13 protein-coding genes are annotated in these 15767 nt (G+C 70.2%); 7 read left to right on the top strand and 6 right to left on the bottom strand.

What is annotated here, in order from left to right; all coding sequences use genetic code 11:
• Positions 1-36 precede the first annotated feature (36 nt).
• The 5 genes from CBM2588_RS17700 to CBM2588_RS17720 form a co-directional block, all read right to left on the bottom strand.
• Positions 37-252 carry a hypothetical protein gene (locus tag CBM2588_RS17700; protein WP_115681738.1) on the bottom strand — a complete coding sequence of 72 codons (216 nt, stop codon included), beginning with the start codon at positions 250-252 and terminating at the stop codon, positions 37-39.
• Positions 253-339: 87 nt separating this feature from the next.
• Complete coding sequence (locus tag CBM2588_RS17705) at positions 340-975, bottom strand: TetR/AcrR family transcriptional regulator (protein ID WP_115681739.1); 636 nt, start codon at positions 973-975, stop codon at positions 340-342.
• Positions 976-988: 13 nt separating this feature from the next.
• Positions 989-1387, bottom strand: a complete 399-nt coding sequence (locus CBM2588_RS17710) for a nuclear transport factor 2 family protein (protein WP_115681740.1) — start codon at positions 1385-1387, stop codon at positions 989-991.
• Positions 1388-1409: 22 nt separating this feature from the next.
• Complete coding sequence (locus CBM2588_RS17715; RefSeq protein WP_115681741.1) at positions 1410-2195, bottom strand: SDR family NAD(P)-dependent oxidoreductase; 786 nt, start codon at positions 2193-2195, stop codon at positions 1410-1412.
• Positions 2196-2232: 37 nt separating this feature from the next.
• The gene (locus CBM2588_RS17720; RefSeq protein ID WP_115681742.1) at positions 2233-3135 is read right to left on the bottom strand and encodes an alpha/beta fold hydrolase; all 903 of its coding nucleotides are present in this window, start codon (positions 3133-3135) and stop codon (positions 2233-2235) included.
• Positions 3136-3262: 127 nt separating this feature from the next.
• Here CBM2588_RS17720 and CBM2588_RS17725 point away from each other — a divergent pair, with 127 nt between their 5' ends.
• The 7 genes from CBM2588_RS17725 to CBM2588_RS17755 all read left to right on the top strand — a co-directional run bounded on the left by CBM2588_RS17725 (position 3263) and on the right by CBM2588_RS17755 (position 10478).
• Positions 3263-4051 (top strand): SDR family oxidoreductase, encoded by a 789-nt coding sequence (locus tag CBM2588_RS17725; protein ID WP_115681743.1) that lies wholly within the window; start codon positions 3263-3265, stop codon positions 4049-4051.
• Between the two features lie 299 nt (positions 4052-4350).
• A complete protein-coding gene (locus CBM2588_RS17730; RefSeq protein ID WP_115681744.1) occupies positions 4351-5922 on the top strand; it encodes a DUF1302 domain-containing protein in 1572 nt (523 codons plus the stop codon).
• Between the two features lie 57 nt (positions 5923-5979).
• On the top strand, positions 5980-6762 hold the full coding sequence (gene dmpE, locus CBM2588_RS17735) for a 2-oxopent-4-enoate hydratase (RefSeq protein ID WP_115681745.1): 783 nt from the start codon (positions 5980-5982) through the stop codon (positions 6760-6762).
• A 27-nt stretch (positions 6763-6789) separates the two neighbouring features.
• On the top strand, positions 6790-7695 hold the full coding sequence (locus CBM2588_RS17740) for an acetaldehyde dehydrogenase (acetylating) (protein ID WP_115681746.1): 906 nt from the start codon (positions 6790-6792) through the stop codon (positions 7693-7695).
• Positions 7696-7706: 11 nt separating this feature from the next.
• Positions 7707-8732: a 4-hydroxy-2-oxovalerate aldolase gene (gene dmpG / locus CBM2588_RS17745; protein WP_025583241.1), complete on the top strand. Its 1026-nt coding sequence runs from the start codon at positions 7707-7709 to the stop codon at positions 8730-8732.
• Positions 8733-8805: 73 nt separating this feature from the next.
• Positions 8806-9792: a 5'/3'-nucleotidase SurE gene (gene surE / locus CBM2588_RS17750; protein ID WP_115681747.1), complete on the top strand. Its 987-nt coding sequence runs from the start codon at positions 8806-8808 to the stop codon at positions 9790-9792.
• Positions 9789-10478, top strand: a complete 690-nt coding sequence (locus CBM2588_RS17755) for a hypothetical protein (RefSeq protein ID WP_231942189.1) — start codon at positions 9789-9791, stop codon at positions 10476-10478. The genes surE and CBM2588_RS17755 overlap by 4 nt, the downstream gene beginning before the upstream one ends.
• A gap of 59 nt (positions 10479-10537) precedes the next feature.
• Here the strand turns inward: CBM2588_RS17755 and CBM2588_RS17760 are convergent, their stop codons facing one another.
• Positions 10538-15751 carry a trifunctional serine/threonine-protein kinase/ATP-binding protein/sensor histidine kinase gene (locus tag CBM2588_RS17760; protein ID WP_115681748.1) on the bottom strand — a complete coding sequence of 1738 codons (5214 nt, stop codon included), beginning with the start codon at positions 15749-15751 and terminating at the stop codon, positions 10538-10540.
• Positions 15752-15767 lie beyond the last annotated feature (16 nt).

A 15767-nucleotide genomic window follows, 5' to 3' on the forward strand; every position in this document is an offset into this window, starting at 1 on the left:
GGCCGGTCACGGGGTCGGACTCACAGCGTCACTGCGTTATTGCGGCGGGCGCTGGCTCAGCACCACCAGCGCCGCGGCGCCGCGGCTGCGCACGCAGGCGTCATCGCAGCGCTCCAGGACGGCTTCGGCGGAGTGCAGTGTCACCGTGGGCCGATCGTCCTGGCCGGCATCCATCGCCAGCCCCCAGGCCACGCCCATGGCAGCGCCAGCCCCAAGCAGGCCTGCCGCCCAACGAAATCCGAGCCGCTTCATCGCTGTCTCCTCCGCTTGCCCTGCTTTTATCCGGGCTATTGAGAGCATCGTAGTCAGCGGCGCGCCGGAGCTCTTCGTCCGAGCAGACTAAGGGGTATCCCGCATCAGCGCGAGAGCGGAAGTGGCGTGGGATCGACAACAAGCGCGCGCGGCGGACAGCGCCGCACGGCCCTGATACAGCCGGGCCAGCGCCGCGGCGCTGCCGGATAGCCCGGCGGGCGCCAGATGCATCGCGTGCGCGCCCAGCAGGCCCCACAGGTGTGCCACCAGCAGGCCGGCCAGATCCGGAGTGGGCAACAGCATCGCGAACGTGACGCGCAGCGATTCGACGCCGCGCAGCACGCGCTCGCGCAGCGGACACAGCTCGCACGCTTCGCCGCACTTGTGCTGCAGCAGCGCGGCAATCAGGCTGACATGGCGCGCGAGTTCGTCGCCGTGCAGCAAGGCCTGCAATGCCTGCGCCAATGCGTCCGGGCCGGCGCCACCCTGCGCCAGCGGCGCGAGCCGCGCGGCGAAGTCGGCTTCGGCGCAGGACAGCAGCGCGCCCAGCAGTTCGGCACGGGAACGGAAATGCCCGTAGACGGCGCCACGCGTCATGCCGATGGCACGCGCCACGTCGTCGACGGTGACGCAGTGCAGGCCGCGGTGGCGAATCAGCTGCTGCGCGCTGGCGAGGATGCGTGCGCGCGTGACGGCGGCATCCTCGCGGGTGTGGCGGGCCATCGGCGCGGCGCGCTTACACGAAATGGACGTCGTCCGGGCCCCAGTGGGCGCGCATGCTGCGGATGCGGCCGTCGTCGCCGAAGCTCATGATGTCGGTCACGTCGATGCGCGCCGGCCGCCCTTCCAGGCGCGCATGCACGGCGAAGGTCAGCGCGGCGGCATTGCCATGCGAGCCGCGCGGCGGCGCCACCACCTCCAGCCGCGCGCCCAGCGCGGTGGCGTGCTGGTAGAACGCGAGGATGGCGGGCTTGCCAACGATGGGCTGCGCGCCGACGGGATCTTCCACGGTGGCGTCGTCGGCGTAAAGCGCGGCAACGCCCTGGGCGTCGCCGGCATTGAAGCGCTCGACATAGGCGAGCAGCGTCGCCTTCATCGCGGCGCTATCGGGATGGGGATTGGGGCCCTGGGACATGGGATGCTCCTGGTCGTGGGTTTCAGCGCGCGGTGTAGCCGCCGTCGATCACCAGTTCGGCGCCCGTGACGTAACGGCCCGCGTCGGACACCAGGTACAGGATGCCCGCCGCGATGTCGCGCGGCTGGCCCACCTTGCCCGCGGGCGTAAGCCCGCCCAGGTAGTCGAACAGCCCCTCGCCCTGCCCCGAGGCCTGCGCCACGTGTTCCAGCATCGGCGTGCGGATAAAGCCGGGATGGATCGAATTGGCGCGGATGTTCTTGCCCGCGTACAGCAGCGCGTCGGTCTTGGCCATCATCCGCACCGCCGCCTTCGACGCGTGATACGGCGGCACGTCCGGGCCGCCGGCGATGCCGTACATCGACGACACATTGACGATGGCGCCGCCGCCGGCGCGTTCCATATGCGCGATGGCGTGCTTGGTGCACAGGAAGGTGCCGGTCACGTTCACCGCCATCACCTGCTGCCATTGCTCCAGCGCCAGTTCATGGGTGGGCGCATTGGGTCCCTCGATGCCGGCGTTGTTCACCAGGATGCCGAGGCCGCCGAAGCGCTCGGCGATCTCGGTGAATACGCGCGCCACCTCGTCTTCGCGGGTGACGTCGAGCTTCCAGAACGCGGCCTCGCCGCCGGCCGCGCAGATCGCTTCGGCCGTGGCCTTGCCGTCTGCTTCCAGCACGTCGAGCACGGCCACCCTGGCACCAGCGGCCGCAAGCATGCGCGCGGTCTCGGCGCCGATGCCGCGCGCGGCCCCGGTGATGGCCGCCACCTTGCCACGCAGGCCGAACAGGTCATACGGGTAATCCATGATGTCTCCTTGGTATTTATCGTGTGTGCGCAGGCAATTATGCCGCGCCGCCCGGAGCGGTATCGGCCAGGAAGCCCAGGCATTCGCGGTTGAAATACGCCGCGTGCTCGACCATCACCCAATGCCCGCAGCGATTGATCATGACAAAGCGCGCATCGGCACAGCCGCCCAGGAACTTCGCCGCGCCCGAGGCGGGATTGAACTGGTCCTCGGTGCCCCAGAAGCCCAGCACCGGACAGCGGATCTCGCCCAGCCGCGCGGTCAGGTTGGGCACCTTCATGGTGGCCAGCACCTCGCGCGGCTGCTCGCGGCATACCGCCATGCGCTCGTCGACCAGCGCGTCGGTGACCAGGCTGGCGTCGTGCACCAGCAGTTGCAGCAGCTGGCGCATCGTATCGGGGTTCATGTGGCCGCCGGTAAACAGCGACACCATGCGCTGGATGCCCGGCATCTCGAAATAGGTCTCGCGCTCCTCCACGCCGCCGGGCGCCATCATCACCAGGCGGCTGACATGCTCGGGGTAATCGAGCGCGTACTGCAGCGCGATCGCGCCGCCCAGCGAATTGCCCACCAGCACGCAGCGCGGCAGTTCCAGCGCCAGCAGCTGCTCGCGCAGCGCGGCGACGAAGAAGTCCAGCGTGTACTCGACATCGTCCGGCTTGGACGACAGTCCGTAGCCCGGCAGGTCCACCACCACGGTGCGCATGCCCGCCGCGGCGAACGCCGGCACGTTGTGGCGGAAGTTGCTGTGCCCGCTCGCGCCTGGTCCGCTGCCGTGGATAAAGACCACCGGCTCGCCGGCGCCGGCGTCCTGGCAGTGCAGGCGCAGCCCCTTGGCGGTAGTGATGAAGCGCCCCACCGGCAGGTTGGGGTGGAGCGAAGCTGGCTTGGTCGACGTGGACGAGGGTGTCGAGGACGTGTGCTGCGAGGTAGCGGACATGAGGGCGTCTCCCTAGGTTTGCCAGCATCTTGCGCAGCGCCACCGCCGCGGGCATCGTTCATTCGGACTACGAGCCGCCGCGCCACTTCTCCTACGATGGGCGCTCCATGCAAAACGGGGCAAGCCCATGACAGGATTCGATTACACCGGCCAGACCGTGCTGGTCACCGGCGGCACGCGCGGCATCGGCCACGCCATCAGCGAGGCCTTCCTGCGGGCCGGCGCGCAGGTGTTCGTGTGCGGCCGCACCGCGCCCGCCGACGACAGCGAACTGCCGGCCGCAAACGGCCGCAGCGCCCGCTTCATTGCCGCGGACATCCGCGACCTGGAACAGGCCGACGCCATGCTGGCGCAGATCGCACAGGCCAGCCCGACGCTGGACGTGGTGGTCCACAACGCCGGCGGCGCGCCGTTCGCGCTGGTTGCCGACGCCTCGCCGCGGCTGCTCGAGTCCGTGATCCGGCTCAACCTGGTGGCGCCGCTGCAGCTGGCGCAGCGCTGCAATGCGCGCATGCAGCAGCAGGCCGGCGGCGGCACCCAGCTGTTCGTCGGCAGCGTCAGTGCACTGCGCCCGTCGCCCGGCACCGCGGCCTACGGCGCCGCCAAGGCGGGCATCCTCAATGCGGTGCGCACGCTCGCGGTGGAATGGGCGCCGCGCGTGCGCGTGGCCGCGGTCAGCCCTGGCATGGTGCTGACCGATACCTCGCAGCAGCAGCATTACGGCGACCCGGCGGCCTTGCGCAGCATGGCGGCGACGGTGCCGCTGGGCCGGCTGGCGCTGCCGGACGACATCGCCGCGGCCTGCCTGTTCCTGGCGTCGCCGCAGGCTTCGTACGTGAGCGGCGCCAATCTCGTCATCGATGGCGGCGGCGAGCGGCCGGCATTCCTCGACGCGGCCTCGGTCAACCGCGGCTGAACCGTGGGCCTCGTTGCTAATGCCGTTCAGTGAACCACTGTCGTTCCCGCGTAGGCGGGAACCCAGCGACTTCAAAAGACGCTGGATTCCCGCCTACGCGGGAATGACGGTAGTGTTTGATGACTTAACTGAACGGCATTAGGGCCTCGTTGCCCTCATTGCCTCATCGCCCGTAGGGAAACCGCCTAGTCCGTTCTGCCGATTTGTGCATGGCTCCCCCTCTCTACGCTTCTCGTCCAGGCGAGGGCCGATCGAAGTGCCAGGCAATGAACCAACACCGATTCCACGGGGAGACCACCATGCACCAACCACCACGCGGGCCACAGCAGCGCCGCAACCGGCTGCGGCCCATCGCCGCGGCAGCGGCCCTGACGGCGCTGGCCGCGCTCCTTGCGCAGCCCGCGCAAGCCGGCGACACCATCGACTTCGGCAACGACACCACGCTCGACTACAGCGTCACCGCGTCCTACGGCGCGGCGCTGCGCACCGGCCGCCAGAGCGACGCGCTGCTGAGCCCAGCCAATATCAACGGCGACGACGGCGATCGCAACTTCAAGCGCGGCGACATGACTGCGAACCGCGTCTCGCTGCTGGGCGAGGCGCACCTGAAGCGGGGCGAGTTCGGTGCGCTGCTGCGCGGCAGCGTGTTCTACGACTGGGCCTACAGCGGCACCAACTCCAACAACGCGCCCTTCACGGTCAACCACAGCGGGCCGTTCAACCAATTCACCGAGTCGGCGAAGGACTACCACGAGCACCGCGCACAGCTGCTCGACGCCTATGTCTACGGTGCCACGCCGATCGGCGGCACGCAGCTGAGCTTCAAGCTGGGCAACCAGGTGGTGGCGTGGGGCGAGAGCCTGTTTTTCGCCAACATCGCCGGGGCGCAAGGGCCCGCAGATGCCACCAAGGCCTTCGTGCCCGGCGCCGAGGTCAAGGACATCCTGCTGCCGGTGCCGCAGGCCTCGCTGCAGCTGCAGGTGACGCCGACGTTCAGCGTGATGGGCTATTACCAGTTCACCTACAAGCCGAACCAGATGTTCGCCCCGGGCAGCTATTTCAGCACCACCGACGTGGTCGGGCCTGGCGCCGAGTTCATCATCGGGCCTGGCTTCAACATCCCGCGCGGCCCGGATATCCGCCCGTCCGACTGGGGCCAATGGGGTGTCGGCGCCCGCTTCCGCGTGTTCGAGGACACCGAGATCGGGATCTACCAGTTGCGCTACCACGACAAGAACCCGAGCGTGGTCACCTCGCTGTTCCCCACGCTGCAGTACCAGCAGAAGTTCTACGGCGGCATCAACCTGACCGGCGCCAGCTTCTCGACGCAGCTGCTCGGCGCCAACGTCGCCGGTGAAGTCAGCTACAAGGACGGCATACCGATGCTGGTGGACGTGGCAGGGTCGCCCACCGCCTCGCGCGGCAAGGCGCTGCAGGGCAACCTGTCCGCGATCTATTCGGTGGGGCCGACCTTCCTGGCCGATTCGCAGGCGCTGCTGGGCGAAGTCTCGTATCTGCACGTGCTGTACGTGGACCCGGTGATGGGCTTCAGCAAGCTGTCGAACACGCGCAACTCGGCGGCGTTCCAGGTGGGCTGGTCGCTGACCTACAACAACGTATTCGACGGCTGGGACGTCACCGTGCCGCTGACCTATGCGCAGCAGTTCAGCGGCAGGTCGGCGGTGGCGGGCGCGTTCGGCACGCTGATGGGCTATGGCGACAAGCGCGCCAGCGTCGGGCTGACCTTCAAGTACCTGAACAACCTGGAGCTCAACCTGACCTACGCCGCGTTCATCGGCGGCGCCAACATCGTCAACCGCCCGCTGGCCGATCGCGACTACGTGGCCTTCAACGCCAAGTACTCGTTCTGACCCCTCGTCCCGGTCCGCACCGCCTGCATGGCCGCGCGGACCGCCCTTTTTTCCGCCATGAATGCCGACCTGATCACCACGCTCAGCAACGAACTCCACCACGCGCTGGTCACGCGCACGCCGGTGCCGCCGCTCAGCGGCCGCGGCCTGGCGCTGGATGTCGGCGCCGCCTACCGCATCCAGCAGGGCTTTGTCGCCCACCGGCTGGCCGCAGGCGACCGCGTCACCGGCAAGAAGATCGGCGTGACCAGCGCCGCCGTGCAGCAGATGCTGGACGTGCACCAGCCCGACTTCGGCATCCTGCTGCAGAGCATGCACTACGCAGCCGGCCAGCCCATTCCCACCGCGTCGCTGATCCAGCCGCGCGCCGAGGGCGAGATCGCCTTCTTCCTGCGGCGCGACCTGCGCGGCCCGGGCGTGACGCGCGACGACGTGCTCGACGCCACCGAGGCGGTGGCGGCCTGCTTCGAGATCGTCGATTCGCGCATCCGCGACTGGCGCATCCGCATCGAGGACACCGTTGCCGACAACGCCTCGTGCGGCGTCTATGTGCTCGGCGACGAGCGCGTGAGCCCGCATGCGGTGGACCTGGCCGCGTGTGCGATGACGCTCAACAAGAACGGCGAATGCGCCGCCACCGGCCTGGGCAGCGCCGCGCTGGGCCATCCCGCCGACGCGGTGGCGTGGCTGGCCAACACCCTCGGCAGCTACGGCATTCCCCTGCTGGCCGGCGAGACCATTCTGTCGGGCTCGCTGGCGGCGCTGATTCCCGTGCAGGCGGGCGACCGCCTGTCCATGCATATCACCGGCATCGGCGGCTGCGCCGCCGTGTTCTCCTGACTGTCTGACCCTGCGATCCCAAACACCATGAACAAGATCCGATGCGCCCTGATCGGTCCCGGCAATATCGGCACCGACCTGCTCTACAAGCTGCGCCGCAGCGATATCCTGGAACCGGTCTGGATGGTCGGCGTGGAGCCGACCTCCGAAGGCCTGGCGCGTGCGCGCGAACTGGGGCTGAAGACCACCAGCGACGGCATCGACGGCCTGCTGCCGCACCTTGAGGCCGACGATATCCGCATCGCCTTCGATGCCACCTCGGCCTACGTCCACGCCGAGCACTCGGCCAAGCTGACCGCGCGCGGCGTGCGCGTGATCGACCTGACGCCGGCGGCGATCGGGCCGTTCTGCGTGCCGCCGGTCAATCTCGAGGCCCATATCGGCAGCAACGAGATGAACGTCAATATGGTGACCTGCGGCGGCCAGGCCACCATTCCGATGGTCTATGCGGTGTCGCGCGTGCAGCCGGTGGCGTACGGCGAGATCGTGGCGACGGTGTCGTCGCGCTCGGTCGGGCCCGGCACGCGCCGCAATATCGACGAGTTCACCCGCACCACCGCGGGCGCGATCGAGGCCGTGGGCGGCGCGCGGCAGGGCAAGGCCATCATCGTGATCAACCCGGCCGAGCCGCCGCTGATCATGCGCGACACCATCCACTGCCTGACCGAAGACGCGCCCGACGTTGCCGCCATCACCGCGTCGGTGCACGCCATGATCGCCGAGGTGCGCAAGTACGTGCCCGGCTACACGCTGAAGAACGGCCCGGTGTTCGACGGCAAGCGCGTCTCGATCTTCCTCGAGGTCGAGGGCCTGGGCGACTACCTGCCGAAATACGCCGGCAACCTCGACATCATGACCGCCTCGGCCGCACGCACGGCCGAATGCATCGCCGCCGCCATGCGCGCCGGCAGCCCTGAAACCGCCACTGCCTGAGGAGCCCGGCCATGGCCCAACGCATCACCCTGCACGACATGACCCTGCGCGACGGCATGCACCCGAAGCGCCACCAGATCTCGCTGGAGCAGATGAAAGGCATCGCCCGCGGGCTCGATGCCGCCGGCGTGCCGCTGATCGAAGTCACCCACGGCGATGGCCTGGGCGGCGCCTCGGTCAACTACGGCTTCCCCGCGCACAGCGACGAGGAATACCTGCGCGCGGTGCTGGGCGAGCTGAAGCAGGCGCGCGTGTCGGCGCTGCTGCTGCCCGGCATCGGCACCGTCGACCACCTGCGCATGGCGCACGAGATCGGCGTGCAGACCATCCGCGTGGCCACGCACTGCACCGAGGCCGATGTCTCGGAACAGCATATCGGCATGGCGCGCAAGCTCGGCATGGATACCGTCGGCTTCCTGATGATGGCGCACATGGCGCCGGTGCAGACGCTGGTGCAGCAGGCGCTGCTGATGGAAAGCTACGGCGCCAACTGCCTGTACATCACCGACTCCGCCGGCCACATGCTGCCGCACGATGTCACCGAGAAGCTCACCGCGGTGCGGCAGGCGCTGCGCCCGGAGACCGAACTGGGCTTCCACGGCCATCACAACCTGGCCATGGGCGTGGCCAATTCGCTCGCCGCGATCGCCTGCGGCGCGACCCGCATCGATGCCGCCGCCGCGGGCCTGGGCGCCGGCGCCGGCAACACGCCGATGGAAGTGCTGGTGGCCGTGTGCGAGCGCATGGGCATCGAAACCGGCGTCGACGTGTTCCGCATTGCCGACGTTGCCGAGGACCTGGTGGTGCCGATCATGGACCACCCCATCCGCATCGACCGCGACGCGCTCACGCTGGGCTATGCCGGCGTGTATTCGTCGTTCCTGCTGTTTGCCAAGCGCGCCGAGGCCAAGTACCGCATTCCCGCGCGCGAGATCCTGGTCGAGCTCGGCCGGCAGCGGCTGGTGGGCGGCCAGGAAGACATGATCGAGGACACCGCGATCACGCTGGCGCGCGCGCGCGGCCTGCCCGTCGCGTAAGGACGCTTTCGATCCGGCCCGGCACGCCGGGCATTGCTTTCATCACCCACCAAGAAAGAGGAGACAGGTACCCATGCTCAGACTTCGTGCCCGCCCGCGGCTTGCCGGCTTGGCCTTTGCTGCGATGGCACTGGCCGTCGCATCCAGCCCGGCCCACGCCCTCAATATCCTGCTGACCAATGACGACGGCTGCGCCGCGCCCGGCATCGCCGCGGTGCGCAAGGCCCTGCAGGACGCCGGCCACCGCGTGATCACGGTCGGCCCCGCCACCAACCAGAGCGGCTCGGGCGCGGCCTATGCCGTGCCCGATGGCCGCACCCGGCTGGTGGTGGACCCGCTCGCCGGCAGCGCCGATACCTTCTGCGTGCACCGGGTCAAGCCCACCTATGTCGCGGGCAGCGCGCTCAACAGCACCAACCCGGACTATATCGGCAGCGGCTCGCCGGTCGACGCCACCGCCATCGGCCTGAAGATCGTCGCGCCGGAAAGCGGCATGACGCCGGACCTGGTGGTGTCGGGCGCCAACTTCGGCGAGAACCTGTCGGATTCGATCCCGCACTCGGGCACGGTGATGAACGTGCTGTTTGCCGCGCGCCGCGGCGTGCCCGCCATCGCGCTGAGCGTGGGGGTGGACTTCGCCGAGGCACGCTCCGGCTTCCCCGCCACCATCGCCGCGTTCCCAAAGGCCGGCGCCTTCCTGGCCCGCGTGGTCGCCACCCTGGAGGCCAGCCGCTCCGCCGGCCAGCCGCTGCTGCCCGTGGCCCACCCGCTCAGCATCAACTATCCGGTCGGCGGCACCCCCGCCGGCGTGCGCCTGACCGTGCCCGGCACCGTGGATTCCTTTACCACGGCCTACAAGCGCAATGCCGACAACACCGTCTCGATCGACGTGGGCGCGGCCGAGACCGAACCGGCCGCGCTGGCGAAGACAGCCGAGACGCCGGCCTTCCTGGCGAAGTACATCACCATCTCGCCGCTCGACGTCGACTTCCGCCCGACGCCGCTGGCGCGCGGCTTGTTCAACCGCTCGCGCCGCGAGCTGGCCAACCTGGCTCCGTGAGCACCGATACCATGGGCAAGCAACTTCGACACTGGCGCCACCTCGTGCTCGCATGCGGGGTCGCGGCCATCGCGGCATGCGGGGATGAGCCGGCGCAGGATGTGAGCGGCACCGCGGCCGTCGGCGCGGCGCTGGCCGGCGCCAGCATTCAGGTGCGCGACACGCAAGGGCAGGTGCGCCACGCCACGGCCGATGCCAGCGGCGCCTTCCGCCTGTCCGGCGTGCCGGACGGCGCGTTGATGGTCCGCTGCGAGGGCGGGCTCGTAAGCGGGCTCACATCGGGTGAGCCGAACCGCCAGCGGCTGCACGGACTGGTGCTGGGCGGGCGCACCGTGAACTGCACGCCGCTGACCGAGCTGGCGCTGTGGAAGCTGACCGGCGGCCCGCCGGCCCAGGCCTTCGACGGCTTCGGCACGGCAAGCGCCAAGGGCCTGTCAGCGCAAGCGCTGGCCGAAGCGGAAAGCGCCGTGCTGGCGGCGCTGGCCGCGGGGGCCGGGGTCGATGTCGACCCTGCCGCCATCCCGCGGGGCTGGCATGACACCCCGCTGCAGGCCGGCAATGCCGGCGATGCCCACGATGCCGCGCTGGACGCGCTGCGCGAAGCCATCGCCGACCAGGCCTCGATGGACTTCATGGGCGAGATGGTGGTGCACGGGCTGTGCGTGGCCGACGGGAACTGCGGGTGATGCAGGGGATGCGGGACGCGTGAGAACCACCGTCCCGCAGCGCCGCGGCGGTGGTGCTTTCAGGGTTGCGCCGCCGGCAACATCTCGCATACCGGCAGCCGGAACATGAACTCGCTGCCGCCGCTGCGCCGGTTGCGCACTTCCAGCGTGCCGCCGTGCGCCTCGATGATGGAGCGGCAGATGGCAAGCCCCATGCCCATGCCATCGTCCTTGGTGGTGAAGAACGGCTCGAACACCTGGCCCAGCACGTCGTCGGGAATGCCCGCGCCGTGGTCCTGCACGCTGACGACGACGCTATCCTGCTCGCGGTACGAGGTCACGATCAGCTCGCGCTGCGCGGGCGGGGTCTGCGCCATGGCGTCGAGCGCATTGGTGATCAGGTTCAGCACCACCTGCTGCAGCTGGACGCGATCGGCTTCGACCACGGCCGCTCCCGCCGCCAGCCGTGCGACGACCCGCACCTCGTGCGCGTCGAGCTCCAGGCGCGCCATCTCCAGCACTTCGCGCAGGACATCGTCGGGATGCAGCGGCGCCAGCACCGCCGGCACCTGCCTGGCCAGCGCGCGCAGCGCACGGATGATGTCGGCGGCGCGCAGCGCGTACTGCTTGATGTCGGCAAAGCCGTCGAGCGCCTCGGCCACCTCCGGCCTGGGCCGGTTCAGCCAGCGCAGGCTGGCGTCGACGGTGGCGACGATGGCGGTGAGCGGCTGGTTCACTTCATGCGCGATCGAGGCGGCCAGGCCGCCCATCACGGTCAGGTGCGAGGTGCGCGCCAGTGCCGAGCTGGCGCTGCGCAGCCGCATCTCGGCGGCAACGCGGCGGTTGCTTTCTTCGATCAGCTGCTGGTACAGGCGCGCGGTCTCGAGCGAGATCGCCACCTGCGGCGCCAGCACCTCGAGTTCGGCGATCCGGGTGGCGTCGAATACCGCCGGCGCCAGGCTGTTTTCCAGGTAGAACACGCCGAACAGGCTGCCCCCGCGCAGCAGCGGCAGGCACAGCACCGAGCGCGGGCCACCGGCAATCGCGCCCCTGGTGCGGATCGACGGCGCATCGACCATGGCGTCGTCCAGCGCCAGCGTCTGCCGGGTGCGCAGCACGCTGTTGAGCACCGCCAGCGGCAGGGCCTGCTCGGTCGGCGCCGCGCTGCCGAGCGTCACCGCCACCTTGCCATCTGCCACGCGTGCCGAGGCCTCGATCATGGGCTGCCCGCCGCGCATCAGCAGCAGCAAGCCGTACTGCGCGCCGGCATGGACCACCACATGGGTCATCAGCGTTTCGATCAGCCGGTCCATCACGATCTCGCTGGACAATGCCCTGGCCGCCTTCATGCCCAGCTCCCAGCGCTGCGCGCTGGGCTTGCCGTCGGCGCCGCCGTGGTCGTGCCCCGCCACGTCGCGTTGCGGATCGCGCGCCTCCAGCAGCATCGCCTTGTGGTCGGCGCCCCAGCGCTGGTAGCCGGCATGGGCCAGGCGCCAGTGCTGCGCGGCCGCGGTCGGCAGGCCGCGCGCTTCGCACAGCATGCCGGCCAGCTCGTGCGCGAGCGCCGCCTCATGTACGAAGCCGGCCGCGGCGGCAGCCCCCGCCGCCTGTTCGTAGCCGGCCAGTGCCTGCAGCGGATCGCCGCGCAAGCGCGCCAGCTCCGCATCAACCAGCGCCAGCTTGCCGCGGAAGGTCAGCGGGTTCAGCGCCGCCCAGCGGGCAAAGCAGTCGCGATGCGCGGCCAGCTCGGCCATGACTTCGGCCATGACTTCGGCCATCACGTCGTCCGACGCCGCGCCGGTAGTCGCGTGCGACAGCGCAAGGGCCAGATACAGCCGGCAATCCGCGACGTTGATATGGGCCGGCGCCGACCAGATCAGCGCCTGCGCCTCGCGCAGGCTGCGCACGGCGTGCTGCCACTCCTGCCGGAACACCGCCGCCATGCCGTCGTAGAGCCAGATCCAGAACCGGGTCGGCAGCGAGTTGGCGCGCGCCAGCCGCTGCGCCGCGCTCATCTGGTGCGCGGCCTCGCCCTGCGGTGCGGCTTCGTCGCCGCTGCGCAGCCGGTGCAGGAAATGGTGCTGCGAATACAGGATCAGCTCGATATCCCGGTACTGCACCAGCCGCGTCAGCGCCAGCCCGCGGCCGATCTCCTCCTCCACCAGGCGCAGGTGCTCGCCCATGGCAAGCAGGTCGGACGCGATATGGTTGCAGGCATAGCAGGCCATGCCGATATCGCCGGAAGCCAGGCCCAGCGTGACTGCGCGCTGCGCATGCGCCAGCGCGTAAGACAGGGGCCGGGTCCAGGCGCTGACCTGGTCGACCGCCACCAGCGTGGCGATACGCTCGGCCTCGTAGCCATGGCGGTCGGCCAGGTCCATCGCCGCCAGCCCGTAGGCCAGGCCGTCCTCGTATTCCTCGTACAGGCTGGCGATAAACACCCCGAACCACGACAGCCCATATGGCGATTCCGCGGTGGCGCCGTGTTCCAGCGTCAGCTCGACCATCTTGGCCACGTGCAGGAAGCTGATGCCATCGCGCACGAACAGCGACGAGATCAGCGTCGACAGCAGCCCCATGATGGTCTGGATGCGGCTGTCTTCGGTCGCGGGCAACCGGCCCAGGCTGTCGATCGCCCGCCCGCCCAGCGCCTGCTTCACCGCGTCATAGGCCGCGCGCATGCGCGCCGGGCTGGGCCCGCGCTCAAGGTGGATGTCGAGCAGCGCCAATCCCGACAGCGCGGCGTCGATCGCGCCCTCGTAGTCGGAACGCACGGTCTGCAGGCTGGCCTTGAGCCGATGCACGGCGGCCTTGTCCACCGGCGGCAGGTCGCGCGCGAGCAGCGCGTCGATCTCCTGCGAGGCCGGCTCCAGCCGTGCCTGCGCCAGCAGGCATTCGCAGTGCAGCACGCTGGCGGCGTAGGCCAGCGCGCAGTGCGTGGTCCACCATGACGGCTGCATCAGCGCGAACGCGGCGTCGGTGTAGCGCGTCGCCTGCGCCATCGCCGCGCTGCGCCGGGCGCGCCTGGCGGCGACCAGCAGCACCTGCACGAACGCCACGCGCTGCGGCTCCGGCAGCGGCTGGCCGGCGGCGCGCTCGATCTGGTTGCCGATCTCGAAGGCATGCGCGGCCAGCTCGCCCTGCCAGTGCTGGATCATGATGTCCGCGATGCGCGCATGCGCGGCGGCTCGCTCGCGTGGCGCGATCATGGCGTAGGCGGCTTCCAGCACGCGGTCATGCTGGAATGCGTAGCCGTCGCCGGTCCGTACCAGCAGGCCGGCATCGACGAAGGGGCGCAGCCGCTCGCCGAGCTGCGCCGCGCCGACTTGCGCCACGCGCGCAAGCAGGCTTTGCTCGCAGCGTATGCCCACGCAGGCCAGCTGCCTGAGCAGCTCCGTACCCTCCTGCGGGAGCCGCGCGAAGCGGCGTGTCATCAGGTCGGTCACGCTGTCGGTGTAGCGATGCTGCGCGGCGTCGGCCTCGTCCCAGTGCCAGCCGGCGCGCTCGTTGCGGTAGGCCAGCACGCCGTCGTCGACCAGCGCGCGCAACAGCTGGTACGAGAAGAAGGGATTGCCGCCGGTCTTCGCATGCACCAGCTGCGCCAGCGCTTCCACGCGCGGCGCCGGCTCGTTGAGGGCGGCCGCCACCAGTTCGGTCAGTTCCCACGCGGCCAGCGGCCGCACGGCGATGCGCGTGACCGGCAGCGCGCCGGCGCGGCTGGCGTGCAGCAGCCACGAGAAGCGCTGCTCGACATCGTTGCCATGGTCGCGATAGGCGGCGATCAGCAGCAGGTTGCCCGGGCGCTGCGTGGTGATGGCTTCGAGCAGCGCAATGGTCGACGCATCGGCCCATTGCAGGTCATCGAAGCACAGCACCAGTGGCGCGCCCTGGTCGGCAAAGGTGGCGAAGGTGGCAAGGATGGCCTGCTGCGCGCGCGCCTGCGCCTGCTGGGCCGGCACCTCCGCCAGCGGCGCGGTGCGTCCCAGCACCTGCTCGGCCTCGGGCACCAGTACGGCAATGGCCCGGCCCTGCCCCGCGAGCGCGCGCAGCCAGCGCTCGCGCACCGGCGCCAGCACGGCTTCGGGCTCGCCCAGCAGCGGCAGCGTCAGCGCACGGATCATCTGCGCGACCGGCGCATACGGGATGTCGAGCTGCAACTGGTCGCTCTTGCCGCTGGCAAAGCGCATGCCGTGCTGCCCCGCCTGGCACGACAGCCACGCCGCCAGCGCCGACTTGCCGGTGCCCGCGGCGCCGGCGATCAGCACCAGCTCGGACTGGCCGCCGTGGCGCACGCGCGCCAGCGCATCGGCGAGCTGCGCGGTTTCACGCGCGCGGCCAAAGAGTTCGCCGGACACGTTCAGCGTCGAGGTCGCGCCTGCGGCATCGAGCCTGAACGGCGCGATCTCGCCGCGTTCGCGCCAGTCCGCCCGGCAGCGCAGCAGGTCGGCAAGCAGCGACATGGCGCCGGCATAGCGGTCAGCCGGGTCCTTGGCCAGCAGCCGGAGCACGATCGCGCCCAGCAACGGCGCGAGGCCGGGCGCACCCACATGCGGCGGCACGGGCTCGACGGCGAGATGGGCGTGCTGCCACGCCGCGGGCGAATCCGCCGTGAACGGCAGCGTGCCGGTCAGCATCCGGTAGAAGGTGACGCCTAGCGAATACAGGTCAGAGCGGGCACTGGTGCGCGCCTGGTCGGCGCGGGCCACTTCGGGCGACTGGTATGCCCACGATGCGGGGCCGGGGCGCGGCACCACGGACGGCATGGCGTCCAGCGCGGTGGCATGGTCGAAGCCGGTCAGGCGCACGCCGGCGCTGTCGTTGCCACTGTCGTTGGCGCTGTTGTCGTCGCTGTCGTCGACGAGCAGGTTGTGCGGCCGGATATCGCCATGCAGCAGGCCGTGCCCATGCGCGCCCGCCAGCGCGCGCGCGCTGCCGATGGCAAGCTCCAGGAAGCGTGCGACGGGAACCGGGGCCTCCCCCAGTGTCGCGGCAAGGGTCGATGCGGGCGCGCCGCCATACACCACCACCATCCGTTCCGCGTTGCGCAGCGTGGCCACCGGCACCGCGGCCCAGTCCGCCTGCAAGCGCGCCGCCAGCCGGGCTTCGTCCTGCAGTGGCCCGCTGTGGGCCGGCGGCGCACTCCTGGCGAAGCAGCGCAGCCCGGTGTCGGGGTCGGACAGTTGCAGGTAAGCGATGCCGTCCGACACATGCAGCACGGTCTGCGCGGCCCGCGCCAGCCAGGCGTCGTCAAAGGCCGGTGCGGGGCTTCGCTGCGCGGGGATGCCAGGCGTCATGGGGGCGGGAATGATG

It is taken from the genome of Cupriavidus taiwanensis (assembly GCF_900250075.1).
Taxonomy (GTDB): domain Bacteria; phylum Pseudomonadota; class Gammaproteobacteria; order Burkholderiales; family Burkholderiaceae; genus Cupriavidus; species Cupriavidus taiwanensis_C.